Source organism: Aliivibrio logei, assembly GCF_001691055.1.
Classification (GTDB): domain Bacteria; phylum Pseudomonadota; class Gammaproteobacteria; order Enterobacterales; family Vibrionaceae; genus Aliivibrio; species Aliivibrio salmonicida.
Window position 1 is genome coordinate 1 of record NZ_MAJU01000031.1, and the last position, 23478, is coordinate 23478.

The following is a 23478-nucleotide window of genomic DNA, read 5'->3' on the forward strand; positions in this document are numbered from 1 at the left end:
AGAATTTGCTTGGCGACCATAGCGTTATGGACCCACCTGATCCCATGCCGAACTCAGAAGTGAAACGTAATAGCGCCGATGGTAGTGTGGGGTCTCCCCATGTGAGAGTAGGACATCGCCAGGCTTGAATTTATTTACTTTTAATAAAAAGTAAATTAGACAGAATTAAGTCTTTAAAATAATTTTAGGGGTGTAGCTCCAACTGGCAGAGCAGCGGATTCCAAATCCGCGTGTTGGGAGTTCGAATCTCTCCACCCCTGCCATATTAAAATTGAATAGGTTTGGAAATTACCTATTCAAGCTCCAAGGAACAGGAACAGGAAAAAGCCACTCAGGATGAGTGGCTTTTTTTGGTTTCTACTAAATTAATTTGATGAAAAGTGCAGTTTTTTGGCTGAATCAGTAAATTAATTGGCTATTTCTGTAAATTTAAGCTGCTTGCTGTACTTACATAAATATTCCGCTCTGACTCTCTCCTAATTGAAATTAAACAGTTGTTATTACCATAAGAGTTATTGACTTAATTGTTAATAGTACACCGTTCTATTATTAAAAAGTTTTTTAATTTATACTCCACCGTAATGAGCATATACGAATCAGATTCGTATAATTAAATGTTATATTTTTTTAGGAGAGTTCGGTGGGAATTGGTTCAAACTATATGGTTGAGCTCATGGAATCACAATATGAAGAAGCGAAAGCTGAGTGGATTCGTGAGCAATTAGATGATGAGGATGCAGATGAATATACTTCAGGTTGGGATGACTTGTCTGATGCTTATGATGAACTAAACGTTCATGATGAACCATATTATGAAGATTGGGATAATAATTGGGTAGCGCCTAAACAAACAAGAAAAGGAATATTTCAAGAATCAGTTGATACTGCATCTGAGTTGATGGAACTATCACTGTTTCCTTCAGTGGAAGATAATGTGTTAATTATGTTGCATGGGCACATAGTTGCGGCACTAGAGGGTTATTTATCAGCAACTTTTATTTCGGCGACTTTGTCTTCAAATGATTTCATCCGTAAGCTCGTTGAAACGGATCCTGAGTTTGCAGATAGAAAGTTAACGATAAAGGAAATATTTTCAAAACATGAGTCGTTAAAAAGCGATATTGCGAAGTATTTACAAGACTTAATCTTCCATAAGATCGATAAAGTGCGTCCAATGTATAAGAGCGTTTTAGGGATTGATTTAGGTAAAACCCCTTGGTTGTTCAAGGCGGTTGCGTTGAGACATCATTGTGTACATAGAGCTGGTTATGATCATGAGGGCAATAAAGTTAGTGTGTCTAAAGATGATATCCAACTATTGATTAAGCGTTGTTCTGACTTAGTCGATAAAATTGATAATGATGTTGTGGATATGCTTAAACCAAAACCACAAAAAATATAACAAATGCATCAACACGATTTACTACACTCGGCAATCTCAGTTTGCCGAGTGTTTCTCGTTTTAAGGCGTCAATATTAAGTATAATTGCATAGTAGTAAACGTGTTATGCAGGCGTTATGTGATTAAAATAATAATGAGGAAATATGAATAAGGTTGTAATTGGCTTACTTGTGAGTCTTATCTTAGTTGGTTGTTCAAATTTGGGAACTATCCGAGCTGTTAATGGTAATAAAGTCCAAAATATTGAAGACCCAAATGATTATGGATCAATTGCCTATGTTGATTATTTTGATGTTGAGACATTAAAGAAAAATGAGATTAAAAGAGCTGACTTAGCATTTGAAAAAGCAAACATATCAGATATTCCCAAATACGGTTATGTTATCGCTCATGTTAAAACACCTACGATTGAATCCGCTGATACAAAATGGTGGAAAGTGGTAATTGTTGATGAGGCTGGAAAAGTAATCATAAGTAAAAAAGGACAGGGTGATATAGCTAATTACGAGACTTCCAATGGTGTGACAGTTTGGAAAAATTCAATTTTAGTTGAACTTCCAAAGATTAGCCCTCCTTTTAATGTTTATATTGTCAGTGAATTACAAAATAAACGTTGGGGTTATAAAGTACTAGGTCAATAATCATCACATAACAAATGCATCAACACGATTTGCTACATTCGGCATTCTAGGTTTCTTTAGGTTTACCGTGTTAAGTGGTAAATTTAAGGTTAATCTGCATGGTAGCAAACGTGTTATGCAGGCGTTATACAGTTTTTTGAGAATTATAATGAAATCAGAAAAATTGAAATTATATAAATATTTACCTGATAGTGAAGGTTCGCTAAAGGTACTTTTAGACGGAACATTAAAATTTTCTTCATATGATGAATTTAATGATCCATTTGATTGTATTGTTGATTATGATGTTAAGTCTTCAATTGCGTACATAAAATCCAGACCTGAACTTTTTAAAGCTGCGGGCGACCAAAATAATTTAAGTCCCGCTAAACGTCTTCAAATGAAAAATGTGATGCTTAAAGCAATTGAAAAGTCACTTATTTCAGGAAAATTGAATGATGATATATCTTCTAAATGGGGTGTTTGCTGCTTATCTTCTATTTGTGACAATATTTTAATGTGGTCACATTACGCTGATAATCATAGAGGTTTTATAGTTGAATTTTCAACGGAACAACAAAATTCAGGTATTGTTAATAATCCTGAATACTATTTAGCATCATGGCCAATTAAATATTCTAAAGAAATGCCTCACCGATCACTTTCAACTAGAGACTTTGACGGTGTCCAAGAGCAATTTTTAACAAAATCGCTAGACTGGGAATATGAAAATGAATACCGATGTATTAATCATATCAAGGGATCTGGTGTTTATAAATTCGATATTTCAATGATCACTGCGGTTGTTGTCGGTGTTAAAATGTCGAAAGAAAGAGCTTTAGAAATTGAAAAAATCGTTGATGAATTAAGTCTTAAAATAGGTAAAAAAATAATATTTAAGCGAGCTTCTATGGTTAAGGGAAGCTATGAGCTGAATGTTTTGTAGATAAACTGTATAACAAATGCATCAACACGATTTACTACATTCGGCGTTGTCAGTTTGTCTTTAGTTTCAGTGATTAAGGCAGTAAAATTCAGTTAAGTCTGTATCGTAGCAAACGTGTTATGCAGGCGTTATGTGTTCTAAGGAATGGCAGGGTTGAAGTAATAATGAATAAAATAAAAAGTATGTTAAAGAATATTATTTTTATTTCTACAGTTTTTGGAGTCTATTTTTTTACTATGTTTGTTGTGGTTGAAAAAATCCCTTTCCCACTCGAAATTGAAGGCTTACCTTCTCTATTAATCACGGTAGGGTTACTAGGTTTTCTGTTCTCAGTTGTGGGGTCTCTATATATTTTCATGGCTGCAATAATATCTTATGACCCAAATGAGATAAATTATTATGATTACTTTTATAAAGTATCTAATTTAATTAAAAATAAATATCTTTCGAGTGTTGTAGGTTTTGTTATATACTTCTTAATCGTCCCTGTTACTTTATGGGTTTGTCTACTTTTAGAGTACAGTTTGTATTTGCCAATCACTTGGTTTTTTGTAATACCATTAGCATATTCATTTTACTTAATGACACCTAATAAATCTTTGAGAGATTGTGATTTTACATTGTTATTAACGTCAAGATACTTTATTTTAATATTGACTTATTATTTTGTTAGTTTAATTTCAAACTTATCGTTCTTCTTATATATGGGTTTTTTAGGTTTCACAGGAATTGTAGCTACAGATCCAGAGTTCTATTTATCAGCTATGATTTTTGTAATATTGAGCTATATATCTCTAATTCCGAATAAGCCTCTTAATGAGTTTGAACTAATATCTAAAAAATTCGGAAATGAAAATTTATTTTCTAAATTTTATAAAAGTCCTGCAGCTATTATTTGTTTGTTTGCTATTATGTTCTGTTTATATCCTCCTGTATCTGCAAAAATAACGAGTAGGACACTCTATATATTAGGTTTAGGTGGAGGGGTAGAGCGAGTATATTATTATACTCCAGAGTCTAGAGTTAGACTTCCAAATAAAATAATTGATCAATGTACAGAAAATAAATATTGTGAAACTAAACCTTTACGAGTTATCTTGGGTGTAGGAGGGGTGCTATATGTGCGGTTAATTAGTGATAATAATGAGCCTTTAATTGGGTTACCTAGTAAAAACATGTATCCCATTATTTCCGAAAAAGACACATAACAAGGTATTAAGGCGTCAAGATAAATGGAATTTATTACCGCATTATTTTTTCTACCCAAAGCGTGTTAGTTCTGGTTAGGATGTAGCATCTAGATTGTTTTTATGACACTCGGCAATTTCAGTTTGCCGAGTGTTTTTTTGTTTTTAAGGTTAATTATTTAGGTTATTTACTGTTACACTGTAAGTCTCTTCTTCCATCTCTATTCCAATGAATTTTCGATTTAACGTTAAGCACGCCTTGCCTGTTGAACCTGAACCCATAAACGCATCAAGTACCACAGCATTTTCTCGACTGCTGCTTGAGATAATATGCTCCAGTAAATCCGCAGGTTTTTCGCATGGGTGTTTTCCTTGGTAATATTGAACGGGTGCAAACGTCCACACATCGGTATAAGGCACTTCATCAGTCACATAAAAAGGTCTTCTCAGGCTTTCATATTCTGCTTTTAGTTCATCATATTCTTTGACGAGGTTTCCGTATTCACTGTGCAATGCTTGGTATTCGTTAGTGAGTTCCGTGTGCGTTTTGGATAGTTGGCCACTCTTTGATGCAAACAGTTCTTGCAGTTGTTTGTATTGTGTTTCTGTTGGTAACTTCCATTGGCTCGATGAGAACCAATGCGAGCACATTTGTGTACCAGTGGCTTGGTTGATTTCTTTTGCTGAAATATTAAGTGCATCTTTCGCGTTCTTGAAGTAATCCATTAACGGTTTAAACACGGTCTTCTTTAATTCCGTACATTTCGTGGCGTACTGACTGCATCCTTTCGCAAACCCTTCCGAATCATAATGCCCCGCAAAGATAATGCGCTCAGTTGCCGGAAAGAACGAACGCAAGTGAGGCTTGTGCGCTCGTCGCCATACGCCTGATGGTTTGGCCCATACGATATGATTAAACACATCAAAGCGCGCACGGATAAGTAATTCTGTATCAGCCGCTAACTTTGAACCACAGAACAGATATAAATTGCCAGAGGGTTTCAATACACGCCAGAACTCAACCAATACCTCGTCAAGCCATGCAAGGAATGTTTCGACGTTTGACCACTGGTTGTCCCATGCGTTTTTCTTTACTTGAAAGTAGGGTGGGTCAGTTAAAATTAAATCAATGGAATTATCAGGTAAGGTTTTAAGGTAATGCAGACAGTCGGCATGAATAAGTTGCAGTTGTCCATTATGTAGGGTGGTAGTGTGCATTTGTTACTCCAATTAAATAAGAGCCTTGAATGCAAAGAAACGCAGCCACATGAAGTGGCTGAGTGGGTTGATATGCTTCCTCTCCAAATATTCATCTGGGTCTCAGGTACTCAAGGCATAAAAACTAGAATGATTATATCAACTTAAAAGATAGCTGTATATCTACACAGTGTATTTATGCGCGAGTATATTCGCCATTCTCTAATCGTCGAAGATGACCAAAAAAAGCGAGTTGTTCAAAGATAAGGGCAATGTGGCTGCTGCTTTGATTTGGAAGTTTGATATTTTCAGGGGTTATTGAGTAACGTGACGCGGCGAGCATAATGTATTTAACCGTGGACTCTTGGCCTTTTTTAATGGGTAACATGTTATGCCTCCCCATTGTAAATGTTATCTAGGCAAGTAAGGCGACCATGTAACTCAGAGGCGGTACGAATGCTTGGGGCTATCATTTCACTGAGTAACATTTCTTCGGTTGCAGATAGGCTTTCTTTTTCTTTGCGGGTCATTTCTTCACAAGCGGCGCTGTTTATCTCAAGCATTATCTTGCGTAATTGGTCTGCAAGTTCTGTCGCTTGGTTTATTTTTTCTTTTATTATTTGGGTTGTCATGGCTTTTGCCTTGTTAATTGGTGTGCAATGACAGTAGCTCTGCACACCAATAGCAGCGAGTGGTGTTTTATCAAGAAGAGGTCTTGAACGCACTCTTTAATTTTACCAAAAAATAAGACTCGCCTTTGGTTCAACGTTAGGGCTGTCTTGGTTTAATAACTCATCATCATATTGCCCACATCGACACTCAGGTTTGTGCCGTTGTCACTATTCACCTTATCAACGGTGATTGGTTTCTCGGACTTAATCGTTAACGCAACTTCGGCCTGACTTTTTACGGTGTAGGTTGTTAATGGCGTTATCTTTTGCCCTGAAATAACACTTGAGTCTTTTTGTGTTGTGCCGGTGCGTTTTGAGTTTGTATTTTTATTTAGGGTTTCATTGGTGGTAATGCCTAACTCAATGTTTTTGTCTTTTACGTTCTTCACTTTACCTGCAAGGTTGTCTATCTCATCTCCCGCCTCTTTTGCAGGTTTTGCCCAATCTGGAACAATAGAGTCGGGGAGTAAGTTGATGAGCTTTTTAAGTCCTTCCCACAAAAAGCTATAGTAAGCCCCAATGGCTTTTAATATCACATCAAAGCCGATGAACTTATCAATCAGGTAACCAATAGCAATAACTGCCGCCGCGATCCCCACAACCATTAAGCTGATGGGATTGCCGAGCATGATGGCATTCAAGACAATAAAGGCCACTTTAAGTACGGCCAGTGTGGCGAGCATCCCTCTAAAGTTCTCACTCAAAAAAAGAACACCACTACCAAGGGCTTTAAATGCAGTAAATACACCACTCACGGTTTTTCTTAGTTTTTCAATGGCGTCCTCTCGCCATTCCATGTTCTTCATGTTTTCAGCGAACTCACCAAAGATGATGGACAGCTCTTCCATGATAGGAGTGAGCGCGCTGATTTTAAGGGAATCAACAATGGCACTCAGTGTTTTAAGTGTTGAGCCAAACTTGGCTGCTGCCTCTACTGATTCACTACTTATTGGCCCACCTGTATCATTTAACTCTTGCTTGGCTTTATTGAGTCCGTCAGTACCGGCTTTTAATACCGACAGCATTTTTTCACTGTCACCCCCAAAGAACTCATCCGCCATGAAGTTCTGCTTGGACGCATCCGTCTCTTTTGCAATTTCACGGAGTAATACTTGGTAGGCTTCCATTGAGTTTTTGGCATTCATCAAATCTTTGTAAGCCTGACCATTACCTGTGTCTTTAAAGTAATCATTCATTGCGCCAGACTTTAGGGTTTTCATTTCACCCCAACGTAAATTCATCTCCTTGATTGCGGCATCCATATCCTCAGCTTCTGCGCCTGCGCCCTTGGCTTGCATTCGCATTGCTTGCAGTGCATCGACTGGCATTGCCACGTCTTTCGCGGCTCTTGATAATTCATTCACTTGCTCTGCGGTATCGGCAATGATGGCTCCAAACCCTACCATTGAACCCAATACTGCACCGCCCACCATTCCGCCTCTCTTGGCTGTTTTCAGGCTAGGTAATGTGATCACCTTGTTCATCTTCTGAAAAGGCATCATGATGGTTTGGAGTTTCTTGTACCTCTTGCTGACCTTATCAATTTTCGCGGCATGACTGTTATAGTTAGTCGATAGACGAGCAAATTCATCATCGAGCTTACTCGCATCGATACCGGCTTTTTTCATGCCCTTACCAACTTGAGTTAACCGTTGGTTATGATCACCACTGACTCTCGTAAGACTTGCCACTTTCTCTGCTTGTTTGGCCAATTGATTGGTGAGGATGGCATTGGGTCTGTTGGCGGCCGCGGCCTCTGCTCTTAATGTTTTAAGGGCTCTGGATTGGTCAAGGATCAACTTATTTAATTTTTTATTCGAGCCTCCCGCCGCTTCCGAGTGCGTTTTAAGTTTGGCCAGTCTTTCTATTTGCTTATTAAGCTCTGTGTTTAACGCTTTTTTTGCATTCGCCGCTGAGGTTTCTTTTGCTTGCAGGGCCGTCAGTTTGTCTTTGGCCTCATTTAGACTGAGCGCGCTCTTATCGACTTCTTTGCTTATTGCTTTGTAGGTATCAATAAGATGCAGGGCGGCGCTGTCATCCGATTGCGCTTTCTTTATCGCGGTGATTTTCTTGGCGTAATGGTCCGAATCACTCGCCATGCCTTTTAATGGACCTCTGACTTTATCAACAATGCCCATTACAACCGATAAATTCATTTTCATGTCACTTTCCTTTTTACAAAAAAAGGGAGAGCAATCAGCTCTCCCCTTGGTGGCGAACGCGCGCCATTTCTCGAAACAAAATCAAATCATCAATACTGAACTTATCCACTTCACTCGGTGACCAGTGAAACACAATAGCAAGATCCGCATAGAACTCTTCGACCTGATTGAACTGCTCGATTATTGTTTCGTATTCACGAAAAAACTGGCAATTTCCACCATTAATGGCGTGAGGTTTTCCACTTCAATATCAAGCAAGTCGCGATCATTTAATATCGAGATACGAGGCAGCAAGGTATACGCCGCCGTAAAGTCCATTTCACAGACCTCTTTAAGATTCAAACCACGTAAATCACCGGCGCATGGCTTTCGCAGCTCAATGGTGGTGATTTTTTTATCATCTTTCATAATCGGCGTTGGCAGTTTTACTTTGACGGTTTTATTCTTGCTCATGATTTAACTCTTCGCTCAGGTCTTTTACGCGTTTTTTACGACCGCCTTTGTTTGGGTCCATTTGCATGACCGCTTCAAACAAAGAAAGGGCTTCTTTTTTGTGACCAGACTCATCCAATAAGTCACCTGCAAGTCGGAACATTTTCACTTTAAGTGGGGCGTTGATGGCAATTTTACCTTCCACAATGTCCGCGATAGCACTGGATAAATACTGAGTATTGAACAACGATTTTTCAGCGTGTGCCTTGTGCGAGTATTTGAAAATAATATCGCAATAGGCGGTCGTGGCGTTTGTGTTCCACTTCTGCGGGGTATTTAAACCCCGCATTACTGCCGCCTTAAAGTCATCATGAACCAATGGCAATAAGCCACAATCAATCTGCCATAGGTAGAACCACCAAATTAACTCCAGTCCTTCCAAATTTTTATGGGAGGAAAGTAAGTGCTCAACTTGGGCTTTGTATTTTTTAATCAGCTCTTTTCTGAACGCATTCTTTTCTTCAAAACTGGCCAGTGTGCGCACAAGCTCTAAATCCACAGCAAGAATGCGCTGTATTTCATCCCACGGTTTACCTGCGAGGGGATCGGAAGGTGATGTACTTGGTACTATTGTTGATCCATCCGCTACCTGATCCTGTATTTCTTCGGTTGGATTTTCTAACGCCGCTTTTGCGGCAGCGCGGTCTTGACGTTTTTTTAATAGAGTAAGCATAACAACCCCTTTATTGATTAGAGCGGAATTAATTCCGTACCCACAAACAGAACATCCAATTGGCCATCTTTAATAGATACTTCAAGCGGATCACTTGTCCATGCACCCATTAATGTGTATTTCTTACCGCTGTTTAGACTGAGCGTTAAGTTTTCACCCACAAAATTTTGAATGTTTTTTTCATCGGTGCTGTTTGAATGAGTAATGGTCACTTTAATGCTTGGTGCCGACTCGAAGATTTCTGTATAACCAAGCACGCCATTATCACCAATTACCGCTTCACGCTTGTAACCACCAAAGTGAATAGTGCCACCTTCCTTGGTTGGCAATCGACCAAGAGAGCCTGCATCTAAAGAGCCGCTACTCGTTATTTTTGTACTCATGAATTACTCCAGTACGTTATTTGCGAAATTGAATTTTACCCGCAACGATAATCAAACCGTTGACGAACTGTGGGCTGTCTTGATAGTTAAGACGAACTTTATTGTCATTATCGAGATCAACAATGAGGGATTTTTTGTACCCATCAAAATCCTGAACAATGCCTTTGTATTCCAGTGATTTGTACAGCGTGAGTAATTCACCCTTAATCATGCTTGGCGTTGCAATGGCTTGACCTTGAGCAAAATTGGTTCCATCTTTTGCGAGCTTGTGGCGACCGTACTTACTCAAAATTAATGAGCGTTGTTTTTCTCGAAAGTACATGGCCGTGGCAGGGGTCATGACATCCAAATAACTGTCATCCGCAACGCCCGATGCATTTTCAGTGTACGCGGTCACCGCACGCTCAACTTGCACTGAGCCTGTGGCCGTTACCGTGTAGGTACTCATGCCTTCATGCAGCAGCAGATTGCGCTCAGACCAATCAAACTCACTGGCCACAATCGAATACACGCCATTCAGCGTTAAGGTTTGCAGCGGGCGACACGGGTCGTTTGCAAGGGATTGTGCGATTTGTCCCGCCCATGCTGCCAGTGCTTCGGCATCGTCTAGTGGTTCATTGGCTGAGTTGCCAAGATTATTGATGGACATAAAGCTAATGAGCGGGCAATTGGATTTACTGCCAAAGGTCACCAATTCTGGGTGCGTGCCTTTTTTTGGTAAATACGCGAGTGCCGGTATCATTTGCAGTGCGTCATAACGCGCTTCTAAAAACTCACCCAAATCACGGATGGAGGTTTCATCGTTCAATGCACAGAGTATGTGATGGTATTGCGTATCACCAAGCGCCGCTAATGCCATCATTAAATCTGCATCTGCCACGCTAATTGCATAAATCGGCAGCGTGATGTTTTGTTTATCAAGGTACGCCATCATTTTTGCAATTTCTGAGTTTGCACCAAACTGCGTTGTGGCCACCTCTTCATTCATGCAAAGAATGGCTTTGTTTGCAGGGGTCGCGGGAGTTACCCCTTCAACAACCAGTGCATTCCCGATCACAAGTACAGATTGTTGTTGCTCGGCATTGTTGGCCAAGCTGTTATCAATCTCAATGTACACACCCGGAACTCGAGCATTGCCTGGTACTTCGTTAAAACTGATACTCATGATTTAGTGACTCCCTTTTGTTTGTCATCCATCAATACAACCGACGCATCTTGAACTCGACGCAACCAGTAAGTGTTGCGGGGTTTCATTTCCCCATTGGCCTTTAGCGGCTCGCGTGTTATTGGATCGCGAACCAATACCCCTTTAACTTTGGGTTTGATTTTTATTTCACGCATTTACGGCTCCATATTCATTAGTAATTCAGCACTCATCATGGCCATCAATTCGCGCTCGAGAGAGGGAGTCCAGCCGATGAACGTTCGTTTAGGCATTCGGTAGTTATTCTTGGTTTTAACGCCACCCATCCATTGATTGGTTCTTGAGTCATAAAACCCATTAAGTCGGGTCGTAAACGACATCGTTTGACCTTCATTATGTTGACGGCCAATTTTTGCAGGAACGCCAGTTAAGCCCACTTCAAATGACTCGTTATCTACTTGCGTTTTTAGAGAGCGACTTAATCCCATCAACATGTTCTTATTGCTTTTTGTTGAGAGAATGACGTTATCGTTTAGCTGCTTTCGCGTTCGTCGCGTTCGCTCTTGATATGGCGTGTTATCAATATCTCGCTGTTGACGAATTTGCGCCCGAAAGAATTGTCGAGAGCGATTGGCCAGTTTTCGATTCAGCTCGAACTTTTGCGCAGGACTTAACGCCATGCTTTCTAGCATCGAGGTTAATTGCTCAGGGTTAGTTAGCTGCATTCAGGTAAATCCCCGACAGGGCCAGTAAACTCAAGAGCCGGAAGTTCACCTTCAATAACAGCGATAGTAAAGTCACTGACACAATCAAAGCGTCCACCGCCTTGCTTCCATATGCCTTTTGCGCTTTCTTCTAGCGAATAGGCTTCTTTAATGTCAATTTTCAGCTTGATGTCAAACTTGCCGTTATCCAAACGTTGGGTGGCAAATGTCGGCGCCTCTAGTCCTTTTGTTGAGCGGTCTACATCGTATTGATTTAGCCAAACCACTAAGTGCATCATTAAAGTTTCAGGCTGAACATCGACATCACTCATGTTGATATTTACCGTGTAAGCAATATCAAACCCATCAACCGACAAGCCTTGAGTACAATCAATCTGGCCATCTTCTGCCCAGAGCTCGACGTTCTTTGCATCCGTTACGGATTGGGTAAACAGATCCGTTAAACTTTGTAAGGCTTTCATTGGCTACACGACCTCGAAGGTATAGGTTTCTTTTCCATGAAGCAGTAAATCAACCGCTCTGCGATATTGAACCAGACAGTTGTCCGCTTTTTGTTGTAAGGCTTCTTGCCTGTCCGCCGCTTCTGCAGTGGCGTCCGTGCTGAGTTTATTGCCTACGATGTGATTGGCTGCCAGAGAGAACACCGCTTGCTTATAAAGAGCCAAGCCTGATAGGTCGTCACCAAACCAATGCACGGAAACATGATCAAGTGTTCCGTGTAACGTCATCATGCCCAACAGCTCAGTGTGAACCGTCAAACGAGCAACAGTGAGATGATGCAAAATGCCCACCTCTGTTTCATTACTTAAAAAATGAAACACAGCTTGAAACTCTGCAACGGTCAGCTCGGGGTAGTGTGTTGTGGCGGGTAATACTCCTGTGTAAATGTCATCTTTGTTACCCACAAACTCCATGCGACTCATGTCACGCTCCTTTAAAACACAGGCTAAGCGCGTAGCAATAACAAGAAACGTATTTTCTTGATAACGCAAGCGCAAGCCTGTGAGGGGGTTGTTTAATTAAGCGGGTGGGTTAGACCCACTTTTCATCAATCCATAACTTCACGTTATCGAACTCAATAGCAGCTGCTTTTTCTAGTTGTTCAATAACATACGCGATGTTCATTGATTCAAAGTTTTCAACCTGATCACGCTCATCGTTTTGTTTACCCACAGAGCGACGAATTGAACCTTCTTGAATGTAGAGGGATAGGTTCTTGTAGCTTGTTACCAAAATACCGCTTGGCGGAAATCCTGGTACTGACACTGCAGGTAGGCCGCCATAAGTGCCAATGACCTGCATCTCTTCAATTTTGGATTTTTCGCTTGGGGTATTGCCGTTCTTCGCATAGAACTTGGATTTTTCGTAAGCCAGTAAGTCTGAGCCGATGATCGCAATCAAATCGGTATCGTTTTCACAGGCATCATGAAGTAGGCCTCTGACATTCATTACCGCTAAGTCAAGATTAATAAAGTCACCACCTTCACCAATGCGAATTTCATTGGCGGTTTTACCTTGTTTTAGCATGGCGTCAGGATTGTGCTCGCGAAGTGCTTGGAACCATCCTTTACACACATCTTCACCGCTTGGATTTGCGGCTGCATCTGTGTTTACTTCACAGGATGTACCATAAAAGCCAATGGTGATCTTGTTTGCATCAATCTGCTCACGGGTTTGATTTGAGATGATGGTGTTGAAGTTTTTCATATGTGCGAAGGCATCGATTTGGCTGTAGCGAGTGTGCGTATCAAAGTTAACCTGCTCACATAAGTACGGCATGAGTTTCATGTTGTACACGCGCTTAGTTTTACGTGTTTTGCCTGTTGATGTATCAGTGCGACTCGCGATCATGCCAGAAACACCCAAGCCTAACGCTTCGCCTTTTTGGTTGATAACAGTAATGATATTGATTCTTTTCAAAAACCAATTGCTCTCACGAATTTGAGCAATAAGACGCTGAGTTGCTGCAGGGTTTACGTTAAATTTTTGAGTCGCATCCGCAACCCCATTTTGCTGCGCAACGGCTTTTGTGTAGGCATTTAATACGACCTTTGTTGCTTCTTGCATAAACTAATACTCAATTAAAAATAAGATAATGGAAAATGAATAACCTGCTTAGTTACAGATAAGGTGTTTCGCCACCTGAACCTGCCAGTGTGCGTTGATCTTCATCTGTCATTGCGCTTAGCTTGGTGGTAAATTCAGTCATCTGAGCGGATAACGCTTCGACTTTTGCTGACAATTCAACATTAACGTCCGGCACTGTCGCGGCATCAACTGGCAGAACAACCGCAGCATCAACAGGCGGCGTTGCCTCTGCACTGCCTGCGGATAGTTTTTCTAACGCAGTGACGACTGAGCTTAATGCGGTCGCTACCGCTTCATTTTGCTCTGTGTTTTTAGTAAGTAACGCTTCAAGCTCTTTGCTCATTTCCGCTTCCTCTTCTTCACTTTCTTTCTTTGAAAGTGATGTGGGTTGGTTTCCACTAAGTAGATCGATGAATCTATTTAGTAATGTTCTTGTTTCTTGATCGCTATGCTCTTTACCTGAAAGCAACTCAAGACTGACCGTGGCACCGCTTGATACACTTTCTTGACCCTTGTTCTTATCGCTAGAAAGATGCACTTGCGTCGTACCAAGTGAGGCGGGATCGTCCGTCATGGCCAAGCCTGTTAAATACGCTTTGCCTGTTTTTGCAAAATCAGCGATGTATTCACATGATGTATGTAGAAATTGATCGCGTTCAACATTACTCAGCAACCTTGAGTTGGGTTTAATTACTGCCCATAACTCATCACCACGCTTTTCTACTGACAATACAGAGCCTAATTTTTCACCCCATTGCCAGTGATCTTCATTGATGCGTGCTGTGTAGAGTTTTGGGGTGTACGTCTCCGCAAGATCATCAATGACTTGTTGGTCAGTATGACGACCATCAATGGTTGGCCCTGCTTTTAAAATACAAATTGGCTCTGACTGAAACATTCACATTCTCTCCTGTGTTTTCTCATTTCAATTTAGCGAACTAGCCCTCTCTTTTAAAGCGCCTGTTTTCCTTTATACGCCATAGAGGACAAGCAGTTACTGAGTGATCTATGTATTTATAGCACCATGAGATTAATCACTCTCAAAGACAACACGACATGAAAAAAGAAACAGAACATAGGGATGAAAAGCCGATGTATAGCCAAGAGCAAACCCATGCCCTTGGTTTGTATTTACGTCAGCATGAAACCAAAGAAATTGCCGACGAGCTGGGCGTTAATCCACGAACGGTTCAGCAATGGATATCTAAGTTTGGTTGGAAGAAGATGCGTGATGATTCGCCAGTGGAGTTAATGCTTCGTCAGCGCATTGCCTATTTGTTGTGGATTGACAGAAAGCACGCGTCACAATTAACTGAACTCGAGATGCTGCTTGAGCAAAAATACAAACGAGATAAAGCCGCTGAGCGCAAAAAAAGAAAAGCCAGTCAGGGTGATGGCGGTGATGCACCGGTTCGTGGCCGTCCGAGCAATAAAGTCAAAAACGACATTTCAGGTATCACCGCTGAGATGCTTGCTGAGTTTCGTGAGAAAACATTCTTTCAATACCAGAAAGACATTCACGATCATAAGTGCAATAACGACATTAACGAGTTTCGTTTTTACCTAAAATCTCGCCAGATAGGGTTGACGTATTACTTTGCGTTTGAAGCCTTTGAAGATGCGATTTTAAATGGCGACAACCAAGTGTTCTTGTCGGCCTCGCGTAAGCAGAGTGAGATATTTAAAAACTACATTCGTCGTTTCGCCTTGGAGATTGGGGATGTTGAACTCAAAGGCAAGGATGAACTGTGGCTCAGTAATGGCGCGTGCTTAAACTTCTTATCGACGAACTCGCGCACCAGTCAGGGCTTTAATGGCCACTTGTATTTTGATGAAACGTTCTGGATACCAAAATTCCAAGAGTTGGATGATTTAGCGGGTGGCATGTCCATTCAGGCGAAGTATCGAACCACTTACTTATCAACCCCATCAAGCACGGCGCATGAAGCCTATCCAAAATGGTCCGGCCCAAAAGAGAAAGGCATTGATATTTCGCACAAAGCCCTTAAAAAAGGCGCAATGGGTGTGGATGGTATTTTCCGTCAGATCATTACTGTGGACGATGCCATCAAGGGTGGGGCTAACTTTTTCGATATGGATAAGTTACGCCGTAAATACCCAATCAAAAGTATTTTTGACAATCTACTTCGCTGTGTGTTCTTGGATGATTCTGCGTCATTCTTTGGTATCAACGCGTTGCTTGCGTGTAAGACGGACACCTCAAAATGGAAAGATGTCGACATGGATAAGATTCGCCCTGTAGGCGTTCTGGAAGTGTTGGTGGGTTACGATCCAAGAGGGGGCGGTGAGGCCGAAGGCTCCGATGATGCAGGCTTGATTGTCTCCTTAAAGCCCATTAAAAAAGGTGGGGTGTTTCGATTCTTGGAGCGCATTCGATTAAAGGGCTCAAGCTATGAAGCACAAGCCTTAGCCATTAAAGGCATCACTGAAAAGTACAACGTAGTGCATTTAGAAATGGACGTGGGTGGTGTTGGCTCTGCGGTTGCTGAGCTTGTGCGAAAGTTCTACCCAAGTTTAACCGAGGTGGACTACAGCCCAGAGGTGAAACGCATGATGGCGTATAAAGCGCGTGAAATCATTAATGCGGGTCGCCTTCAGTTTGATGATACTTGGGATGATGTGGTGCATTCCTTTTTAATGATACGGCAGCACACCACCAAGGCGAGCAATCAGATCACAATGGTTTCCAATCGAACGAAAAAGGGCTCACACGCGGATTTAGCGTGGGCGGGCATGCACGTTCTGCATTGGGAGCCGATAGATATTTTAAACGACAACACAACCACGATTTCATTCTCATAAGGAGCGTATTTTGATCACGTTTGACACACCAGAAAGCGTCATGAGCTGTGACATACTCAGCTACATGGAAGTAGCGCTTGTTAATGGCTTATATGAAACGCCTATTCCACTTGATACGCTTGCCAAGGCAGTGCGAGCGAATCCTATGCACGGCTCAGCATTGTATGTAAAAGGCAACATGGCCAGCAGCTCGGTTGAGTTGACCCCTTTACTCAAAAAGCGCGATTTTAAGCGTTTTATGGCGGATTTTCTAACCTTTGGTAATGGCTATCTTCAGGTGGTTCGCAATGGGTTTCGTGAGGTCGTCGCCATTAAGCATTTGCCTGCGCTGTTCATGCGCCGCAAGGAAAAGATAGATGAGTATTGCTATAAGCCAAAAGCGTTCAGTGATGAGGGACAAATTGATTACCGTGCAGGGCAGGTCTTTCATTTAACAGAATACGATGTATCTCAAGAGCTGTATGGTTTGCCGCAATACATCGGCGCATTAAGCTCTATCTGGCTAAATGAAGATGCGACCTTGTTTCGTCGCAAGTACTACATTAACGGCTCGCACGCAGGGTACATTCTTTATATGAACGACCCAAATCTTACTAGCGACCAAGAGAAAGAAATCAAACAAAAACTTTCAAAGGGTGGCGCATTTAAAAACATCTACGTTAACGCAAAAGGTAAAGATGGCAAAAAGCCAGAATTAACCCCAATTGGTCAAGTGGAAGCGAAAGATGCCTTTAAGGACATCAAGAGCATGACGACCAATGACGTTCTGGCCAGTCATCGTATTCCGTTGGAGTTGATGAGCATTGTACGTGAGGGGTTTAACTCAAGCAGTGATTTAAACAAAGTAGATCGCGTATTTCATAAAAACGAGCTAGTGCCGTTACTGGAGTCTGTGTGTGAGCTTAATGAATTTGTTGGGATGGATATTATTACGATTAAAGAATATGAAGGGTTAGATAACCCTTCTAAGGCTGCATAGTATCAAGTAACGCTCGGTGCTTTGCGCGGCACTTTTGATACAAGATTATGACTGCCTTCTTCCATTGGAAGTGGGCGGTTTTATCAATACTATCTGGCATCGGAAGAAGTGCGCAAGGCGTGGACAGCGCGCTATCAATGCGTCGCTCAATGGGCGTTGGCACTGTGGGTGAGACGCTGTAACTCGCGCAACTCGTCATCATCAATACCAACAATACGCTCAACAGGCTTTTGCTCATACTTCACTTCCTTTTTTATGATCTTATTTTGTACCGGCTTTATTGTGTCGGCTACGGTAACGCTCTTGATAAATTCAGCTTGGTTCGCAAGAAACGCATTAACGACTTTCTCATCCTTAACCACCGCGTCATTGGCTTCTTTAATCATAGCCTCCGCTTGCTTTAGGTTTTGGGTTTGCATTTGGCCTATGGCAATCGTAAAGCCTTTGTCGTAGCCCTCACGATAAACAAAAAATAAAACGCCAAACAAACAGAACAGGGTAAGTAGGATGGTTTTAATCTGCATTGAGTCGTTTTCCTGTGTCCATATAAAACTTACAAAATCCAACGAATACGCCGGTGATGGCGGCGTATTGCACTAACGCAAACTCATTGTGCTCGTTAACAGGGATAGAGAAAAAATAAGTATTAAATTCCATCCACATATAACCGACAAAGAGGCTCATTAATCGTGGCCATACCCGCCACGCATCAAACTGCTTGGGATTCATCAGCGCAACTCAAAATGCACCAAGTCATCAAAGTTGTTGTCTTTAAGATCGAAGTCACTATCCCAATCACCGCCCCAACGAATAGCAATACCCATTGATGCACCAATCCCTATCACTACGCCTGCAAAGTAACTGAATTGTTCGCGGTCATTCCAATCAATAGGATAAGGAGCCACATCGACAGCACGGCTTGGTAGTGTGTTGTGTTTGCCATTTGGGTATTGAAGTTGACTTTTACCTTCTGCAAATAATGCATTTTGCTCTTCTTTGCTTCGATGCCCGCAGATAATAGAGCAATCACATACCTCAAGAGCTTTAGTGATCACCTTTTGTAAATCAGGATGGCAAGTTGCCAATCGCGCTGCACTTGTTCTACTGAATTTATTCATTACATCGCCTTAATTGCGGTGATTGCCGCAATAATAAATGAGGATAGGATTAATCGAACCAACCATGTTTTATCTGATTCCAACTTACCAATGCGCTCAGCATGGAATTCTTGTGTAGTACGGGTTTCGGTTAAGGTTTCGAGAACTTTGTGGAGAGTGGTGTTTTGCTCGCGGGTTAATTCCACCAAGTTTTTCATGGTGGCATCGATGCGAGCGATGTCTTTTTCTGGCATGACAATCTCAAGTAGTTAATTTACATTGAGGATACATCGCGCGCGGGGAGGAATGAATGAGCGCCTTTCCTGTATGGCGCATAAAGGAAAACCCAATCAAAGGATTGGGTTTTGGTGTGATTAAATTAACGACTCAGGCCAAGGGTGATCCACTTGAATACGAGCCCTCGCGGCCAAGGCTTGAGTTTCCATATCAAGCGCTTCTTGATCATGCCCTTGCAATCGCTTGATGTTTGCTTCTGCAATGAGTGGATCGCAAGCGTAACTATACAAACCACGACGAGTCTCATCAACGTCATTAAAATCAGCGATGTACTTATTCCGCAGATTGGTTACCCATTGGTTATTTATCCATTCATCATAGAGAGTACTTGGCTCATCATAAGTAAATCCTTCTTTGATGCTGCCTAGCTTTTCTACGGTTTCTGATTGAGTGCAATCTTCACAGTTATAAATGGTTTTATCTCGATTATCTTCAATCTGTTGCCACTGTCCATCAACCAAGCGAACTACAAACCCTTTATCCTTTTCTGGTGGCTCGATGAAGGTGTGTTTTTCAGGTAACGTGAAATTGAAATCCGAGATAATAAACTCGTTGGTTTCACGGTCCCAATACGATTTACCTAGTTCAATATCAAATACTGTCCAATCCCCATCGTCATAAAACACGGTTTGTTTTTCATTGTTATATTCGGGTGGTTTCTCTTTTATTGCGCCTTCTGGGTAATCGCCATCAGGCTCACCAATCACAAACTCACGGCCATAAACATCAAAGAACGGTTTCCATGTCATGTCTTCGATTTCATCAGACCATTGCTTTTCTTCTCTATCAAATTGCGCAATCATTCCATCGCTTGAGGGCGTATAAATGAGTTGGGTAAAATCCGCACCAAGCGCAGTGCCTTTCACAACATGCTCAGTGCAATTCTCTAACCACCAACCCTCATTAGAAAGGCGCGACACCTCGACGCTTTGAGATTGTTTAAAAAATGTATTCATTAGGCCATTCTCACTATCCAGTTAACTTTACGGTGGTTGATGGTGTTTTTCAGCGCACCAAACAGAGCAATCATAACGGCATGGGCATGAGAGCCAATAGCTACCGTGTGATAATGACTATCTGAACTTGTATTTTTTGTTTCGGTTCCATACGTAGTCCATGGATTCTGACCGTGTTGATTCGAATGTGCTGCTCTCATTTTTTGATACGTATGATAATGCGTGTCTGTATTAGTGGTTTTAGTTCCTAGATCTGTAGAGCTAACAATAGAACCAGGGTGACCATGCTCTTTGACCTGCCCCTCTTCATAAGCTCCGACGGTTTCACCTTCTTCTTTGCCAATCACGCCACGGCCGCGCATGTCAGGGATGATGCCATCAGGCCAAATTTTGGCGAGCTCTGGATTGGCGATTAAATCAAAAGCTTGGTTTTTCATGATACCAAACCCATCAGGCGCAATGTCCGTGAACCAAGGAATGGCCGCGCCCACAGGAAAGATTTTGGCCGCGAGTTTCAACCACAGATTATTGACCAATTTGTTGATGAGATAAGGCGCATCAAAAGCGCGTATCATCTTTTTAATGGTTAAAAATGCACTGTCATCAATACCCGCATCCACTTGATCATTGGTAATGATGTTAGCTATCCCTGCAACGCGCTCAGTGGCATTTGCAGCACCAATAATTTCAACGGTAATGGTCTCTATTTCAGAGCCTGAAAGCGTTAAATCAAACACTTCAGTAATGACCGTATCCGATCTTTTTATTGAGATGATGTCACCATCTCGACTGTCCACAGCAAATAAAGTACCGTCTTCCAAGAAGTAACCAATTTCACGCGCTTCGTACTCTATATCCCCATCAAACAACACTTCAAAGTGCAAGTGGCCCAAGGTAGGCACCGAGCCTTGAGTAATGGCTTTTCGGGCTATCTCATCGCGCAGCGTGGTTTGATTATGAGTGGGGACATACCCTGTGGCTCCCATCGCGATGTGCGTTATCTTGTAACTCACGCCAAGCTCTGCGGCTTGAATGGAGGCGGCAATGCCCGCGTCCGTAATTAGTAAACTCATAAAACCGCCTCGTGTGTATGCGTGTGCCTGATGTATCTGGCGTTGCCCAATTGCATGTGCACCGTGGTTGATGCGTTGTATACCCATTGAATACGAGTGTGGGGCAGGCGAACTTCCTCAAAGTCATGCCATGCTTTTTCACTGCGTAAATTTGGCTCCAGTGAAACAAAAATTAGGTTAGGCTGATTGATGTCATCGTAAACCGTGCCTTTTGCGCCATCTTGAATAAGCAGGGCTTGATAATCACTTAATCGCCACCCAAATAGATTGCCTTTAAATTCGGTTAGCAGTGCCAGTTGCACCTCATCGTGAGTGACTTTGAAGTCTGCCCCCATGCCTGCGATGAGATTGGATAAATCCACATTGTCACTGTCTTGCCAATAGTTGCCTTTTGGTAGTAATTGACGAACGGCATGAGCAAAGTCTTCATTGCTGTATTCAATGATTAAGCCTGTGGTGTCCATATCACCTCCCCAAGAACGTGAACGTCACTACCTGTGATAAATTGCTCTTCGGTGGGTTGCTTCACGATGTAATTGTTGGTGATGGGCGCAATGGCCAATACAATTTCCGTTGGTGATAGTGAGATGGGTTTTGGTGGTGAAACTGACTCATCACGTTTACCCATTTTACTTTTAAATAACTCTTCTAAGGCAACGATGATGCTTGCTTGAATGTGCTCATCGTGTACGTTTTGAATTTCAATATTGATTGGCTTTTGAGTGGGTAAATTCACGATGGGATGACAACCTGCCAGACGCACCGACTCAATGTACGTTTGCACCGTATCAACCACACTTTGTGGCAGAGTTGGGTTGTTTTCTCGCGCACCAATAAACACTTGAACCATGCCAAGCTCTGGCGTGTTATCCAGAGCCCAGGCGAAATCCACGTCCGAGTGAGCCGATAAAGCCCAGGCTTCATAATCACTTCGACGACCGACAAGCGCGCCTTTATTGTATGAGGTGCAGATGCGTTGACGCCAATGTTCGATGTCTTCAATGTCCGCGCCGCCATCGATACCGAGACTGAGTACGTTGTTTGGGTTAATACCACTGATGGCCTTTGATAAAGTAAGAACAATACCATTGGCTAGATTACTCGATACTCCTGAATTAAGTGCAATAACCGCCACCTCAGCATTGCTAGATTGCGCTTCAATCGTTACAAACTCAGAGCCCAGCGCGCCAGTCATTAATGTGCCTTTAGGTACCAGTACAACACCATCCAGTTGTTCAAATCTAACCAATCCGTGAGCAAAACTCGGCAGCAGTCGTTCCGCATCGTGACGTTTAGCATGAAGATATAACCAAGGCTCGGAAGCCGTCTCTGGTGATAGCTCCCGAAAGAGTTGGTCCTGATAACCATATTGGCCATAACTCACCCCTGCAATCGCACAGGCGATGGCATCTATCGCAGGGTTGTTTTGTCCTGTTTTGGCGACGAGGGTTGATTTTGCTCGTTCAACCAAGGAGATTAAACTGCGTTGCGCACTCATAAAGGTACCTCCAATGTTGAGCCGTCTTTAGTGGTGATCGTCACTTTTCGGCCTATGGTCGTCGGGGAGAGGCGAGTTGCGTTGACATTAACGGCATTGACGTAACCGTCATTGACTAACCATGCCAGAGCATCTTCATAAAACCGTTGGGTACGAATAAGCGTTTGCTGTGTTGATTTCTCTCGAATTAATGTCCAATCCCGAGAGCCAACCCCACGAATAAACTCATCACTCCAACATCCACCGCGTTCATCATTCTCCATACGAGCACGGTCATTCTGTGTTGACTCTGAATGGTTCAACACACTTTGCAGTACCGCATGAGTCAGTCCATCAACACTGGTTAATGGGGCGGTTAATGCGGATAAATTAAAATGGCTCATGAGACTTTATAACTCCCTGCAGAGCTGCCTTTATCAACCACAACCAATGCATTGGCGGTGATCTCATCCACGACGGCATTGGCAATGGCTTCAGCTAAATTACCCGCTTTAGCGAAAGGCCCCTCAGTGACCATGCCTTGTGCGTTCATTTCTTTAATGATTTTGTTTTTTAAAGCGTCTTTACTGAGTGCCATTACTTCTTTCCTATTGTGACTATTTCTGAGCCATCAACATGAGGCTGCCCCATAAACGGACAAATACTTTCACAAGTGATTGCTCCCGTTCCATTATTCAGTTTGATGATCTTACCTTTGGCAAGAATGTCGCCCCCCGCCGTAACACTGATGTCTTTTTTGGCGTTCACGTCGACTTTCTCATTGGTGGTAATGACGATCCCATTCTTGGTGAAATGCACCAGATTGCCCTTGTCATCGAGCATGGCCACTTCTCCTGGTTCGAGTTCCATTTCATGACGTTCGTCTTCAACACAGAACGACACGCCCCGACTGCGAACGCCACCTAAAAACAATAAGTATGAACGTGCGCCAACTTTAGGACGGCTCATGAAACCGTAGTTATGCAATCGCTTAATGCGATCATTTATTCGGCCTGTTGAGGTCTTTATCTGCAACACCTTGGTCTCAACGCCCGTCACTTCACCAATGGCAAAGAGATTCTTAAT

At 42.2% G+C, this 23478-nt stretch carries 32 protein-coding genes, 1 tRNA gene and 1 rRNA gene; 8 read left to right on the plus strand and 26 right to left on the minus strand.

Annotated features, from left to right (window positions below):
• Positions 1–8 precede the first annotated feature (8 nt).
• The 6 genes from rrf (at position 9) to A6E04_RS19165 (ending at position 4176) form a co-directional block, all read left to right on the plus strand.
• Positions 9–124, plus strand: a 5S ribosomal RNA gene (gene rrf / locus A6E04_RS19140).
• A gap of 62 nt (positions 125–186) precedes the next feature.
• A tRNA-Trp gene (locus A6E04_RS19145) sits at positions 187–263 on the plus strand.
• A gap of 410 nt (positions 264–673) precedes the next feature.
• Positions 674–1402 (plus strand): hypothetical protein, encoded by a 729-nt coding sequence (locus A6E04_RS19150; protein WP_139078879.1) that lies wholly within the window; start codon positions 674–676, stop codon positions 1400–1402.
• Between the two features lie 143 nt (positions 1403–1545).
• Complete coding sequence (locus A6E04_RS19155) at positions 1546–2043, plus strand: hypothetical protein (protein ID WP_065612108.1); 498 nt, start codon at positions 1546–1548, stop codon at positions 2041–2043.
• Positions 2044–2191: 148 nt separating this feature from the next.
• On the plus strand, positions 2192–2968 hold the full coding sequence (locus tag A6E04_RS19160; protein ID WP_065612109.1) for a DUF2971 domain-containing protein: 777 nt from the start codon (positions 2192–2194) through the stop codon (positions 2966–2968).
• A 164-nt stretch (positions 2969–3132) separates the two neighbouring features.
• Complete coding sequence (locus A6E04_RS19165) at positions 3133–4176, plus strand: hypothetical protein (protein ID WP_065612110.1); 1044 nt, start codon at positions 3133–3135, stop codon at positions 4174–4176.
• A 150-nt stretch (positions 4177–4326) separates the two neighbouring features.
• On the opposite strand, the gene A6E04_RS19170 is transcribed toward A6E04_RS19165, so the two are convergent.
• The 15 genes from A6E04_RS19170 to A6E04_RS19235 form a co-directional block, all read right to left on the minus strand.
• A complete protein-coding gene (locus A6E04_RS19170) occupies positions 4327–5373 on the minus strand; it encodes a DNA methyltransferase (protein WP_065612111.1) in 1047 nt (348 codons plus the stop codon).
• A gap of 175 nt (positions 5374–5548) precedes the next feature.
• A complete protein-coding gene (locus tag A6E04_RS19175) occupies positions 5549–5740 on the minus strand; it encodes a hypothetical protein (protein ID WP_065612112.1) in 192 nt (63 codons plus the stop codon).
• Position 5741: 1 nt separating this feature from the next.
• Positions 5742–6077 (minus strand): hypothetical protein, encoded by a 336-nt coding sequence (locus A6E04_RS19180; RefSeq protein WP_139078881.1) that lies wholly within the window; start codon positions 6075–6077, stop codon positions 5742–5744.
• Positions 6078–6136: 59 nt separating this feature from the next.
• Entirely contained in the window at positions 6137–8185 is a 2049-nt protein-coding gene (locus tag A6E04_RS19185; RefSeq protein WP_083199101.1) for a phage tail tape measure protein, read from the minus strand.
• A 34-nt stretch (positions 8186–8219) separates the two neighbouring features.
• Positions 8220–8411 (minus strand): GpE family phage tail protein, encoded by a 192-nt coding sequence (locus A6E04_RS21620; protein WP_339373668.1) that lies wholly within the window; start codon positions 8409–8411, stop codon positions 8220–8222.
• Positions 8366–8638 (minus strand): phage tail assembly protein, encoded by a 273-nt coding sequence (locus tag A6E04_RS19190; protein WP_065612114.1) that lies wholly within the window; start codon positions 8636–8638, stop codon positions 8366–8368. The genes A6E04_RS21620 and A6E04_RS19190 overlap by 46 nt, the downstream gene beginning before the upstream one ends.
• Complete coding sequence (gene gpM, locus A6E04_RS19195) at positions 8625–9350, minus strand: phage terminase small subunit (RefSeq protein ID WP_065612115.1); 726 nt, start codon at positions 9348–9350, stop codon at positions 8625–8627. The genes A6E04_RS19190 and gpM overlap by 14 nt, the downstream gene beginning before the upstream one ends.
• Before the next feature lie 17 nt (positions 9351–9367).
• Complete coding sequence (locus A6E04_RS19200; protein ID WP_065612116.1) at positions 9368–9733, minus strand: phage tail tube protein; 366 nt, start codon at positions 9731–9733, stop codon at positions 9368–9370.
• Between the two features lie 16 nt (positions 9734–9749).
• Positions 9750–10898 carry a phage tail sheath subtilisin-like domain-containing protein gene (locus tag A6E04_RS19205; RefSeq protein WP_065612117.1) on the minus strand — a complete coding sequence of 383 codons (1149 nt, stop codon included), beginning with the start codon at positions 10896–10898 and terminating at the stop codon, positions 9750–9752.
• Positions 10895–11074, minus strand: a complete 180-nt coding sequence (locus tag A6E04_RS19210) for a DUF2635 domain-containing protein (RefSeq protein WP_065612118.1) — start codon at positions 11072–11074, stop codon at positions 10895–10897. The genes A6E04_RS19205 and A6E04_RS19210 overlap by 4 nt, the downstream gene beginning before the upstream one ends.
• Positions 11075–11602 carry a phage virion morphogenesis family protein gene (locus A6E04_RS19215; protein WP_065612119.1) on the minus strand — a complete coding sequence of 176 codons (528 nt, stop codon included), beginning with the start codon at positions 11600–11602 and terminating at the stop codon, positions 11075–11077.
• Positions 11593–12063, minus strand: a complete 471-nt coding sequence (locus A6E04_RS19220; protein ID WP_065612120.1) for a phage tail protein — start codon at positions 12061–12063, stop codon at positions 11593–11595. The genes A6E04_RS19215 and A6E04_RS19220 overlap by 10 nt, the downstream gene beginning before the upstream one ends.
• A gap of 3 nt (positions 12064–12066) precedes the next feature.
• Entirely contained in the window at positions 12067–12516 is a 450-nt protein-coding gene (locus A6E04_RS19225; RefSeq protein ID WP_065612234.1) for a head completion/stabilization protein, read from the minus strand.
• A gap of 118 nt (positions 12517–12634) precedes the next feature.
• Positions 12635–13669 (minus strand): phage major capsid protein, P2 family, encoded by a 1035-nt coding sequence (locus A6E04_RS19230; RefSeq protein WP_065612121.1) that lies wholly within the window; start codon positions 13667–13669, stop codon positions 12635–12637.
• A gap of 52 nt (positions 13670–13721) precedes the next feature.
• Positions 13722–14588, minus strand: a complete 867-nt coding sequence (locus tag A6E04_RS19235) for a GPO family capsid scaffolding protein (protein ID WP_065612122.1) — start codon at positions 14586–14588, stop codon at positions 13722–13724.
• Between the two features lie 194 nt (positions 14589–14782).
• Here A6E04_RS19235 and A6E04_RS19240 point away from each other — a divergent pair, with 194 nt between their 5' ends.
• Positions 14783–16513 (plus strand): terminase large subunit domain-containing protein, encoded by a 1731-nt coding sequence (locus A6E04_RS19240; RefSeq protein WP_065612235.1) that lies wholly within the window; start codon positions 14783–14785, stop codon positions 16511–16513.
• A gap of 40 nt (positions 16514–16553) precedes the next feature.
• Positions 16554–17492 carry a phage portal protein gene (locus A6E04_RS19245; protein ID WP_065612236.1) on the plus strand — a complete coding sequence of 313 codons (939 nt, stop codon included), beginning with the start codon at positions 16554–16556 and terminating at the stop codon, positions 17490–17492.
• A 146-nt stretch (positions 17493–17638) separates the two neighbouring features.
• On the opposite strand, the gene A6E04_RS19250 is transcribed toward A6E04_RS19245, so the two are convergent.
• The 11 genes from A6E04_RS19250 to A6E04_RS19300 form a co-directional block, all read right to left on the minus strand.
• Entirely contained in the window at positions 17639–18016 is a 378-nt protein-coding gene (locus A6E04_RS19250) for a hypothetical protein (RefSeq protein WP_065612123.1), read from the minus strand.
• On the minus strand, positions 18006–18221 hold the full coding sequence (locus A6E04_RS19255; RefSeq protein WP_065612124.1) for a hypothetical protein: 216 nt from the start codon (positions 18219–18221) through the stop codon (positions 18006–18008). Before A6E04_RS19255 ends, A6E04_RS19250 begins: the two co-directional genes overlap by 11 nt.
• Positions 18221–18610: a M15 family metallopeptidase gene (locus tag A6E04_RS19260; RefSeq protein ID WP_065612125.1), complete on the minus strand. Its 390-nt coding sequence runs from the start codon at positions 18608–18610 to the stop codon at positions 18221–18223. Before A6E04_RS19260 ends, A6E04_RS19255 begins: the two co-directional genes overlap by 1 nt.
• Positions 18610–18843, minus strand: a complete 234-nt coding sequence (locus tag A6E04_RS19265) for a hypothetical protein (protein ID WP_065612126.1) — start codon at positions 18841–18843, stop codon at positions 18610–18612. Before A6E04_RS19265 ends, A6E04_RS19260 begins: the two co-directional genes overlap by 1 nt.
• 120 nt (positions 18844–18963) lie before the next feature.
• Entirely contained in the window at positions 18964–19842 is an 879-nt protein-coding gene (locus A6E04_RS19270; protein ID WP_065612127.1) for a hypothetical protein, read from the minus strand.
• On the minus strand, positions 19842–20915 hold the full coding sequence (locus A6E04_RS19275) for a phage tail-collar fiber domain-containing protein (protein ID WP_065612128.1): 1074 nt from the start codon (positions 20913–20915) through the stop codon (positions 19842–19844). Before A6E04_RS19275 ends, A6E04_RS19270 begins: the two co-directional genes overlap by 1 nt.
• A complete protein-coding gene (locus A6E04_RS19280; RefSeq protein WP_065612129.1) occupies positions 20912–21379 on the minus strand; it encodes a hypothetical protein in 468 nt (155 codons plus the stop codon). The genes A6E04_RS19275 and A6E04_RS19280 overlap by 4 nt, the downstream gene beginning before the upstream one ends.
• Entirely contained in the window at positions 21361–22413 is a 1053-nt protein-coding gene (locus A6E04_RS19285; RefSeq protein ID WP_065612130.1) for a baseplate J/gp47 family protein, read from the minus strand. The genes A6E04_RS19280 and A6E04_RS19285 overlap by 19 nt, the downstream gene beginning before the upstream one ends.
• A complete protein-coding gene (locus A6E04_RS19290; RefSeq protein ID WP_065612131.1) occupies positions 22410–22796 on the minus strand; it encodes a phage GP46 family protein in 387 nt (128 codons plus the stop codon). The genes A6E04_RS19285 and A6E04_RS19290 overlap by 4 nt, the downstream gene beginning before the upstream one ends.
• Complete coding sequence (locus A6E04_RS19295) at positions 22793–22990, minus strand: hypothetical protein (RefSeq protein ID WP_065612132.1); 198 nt, start codon at positions 22988–22990, stop codon at positions 22793–22795. Before A6E04_RS19295 ends, A6E04_RS19290 begins: the two co-directional genes overlap by 4 nt.
• Positions 22990–23430 (minus strand): phage baseplate assembly protein domain-containing protein, encoded by a 441-nt coding sequence (locus A6E04_RS19300; protein WP_339373666.1) that lies wholly within the window; start codon positions 23428–23430, stop codon positions 22990–22992. Before A6E04_RS19300 ends, A6E04_RS19295 begins: the two co-directional genes overlap by 1 nt.
• Positions 23431–23478 lie beyond the last annotated feature (48 nt).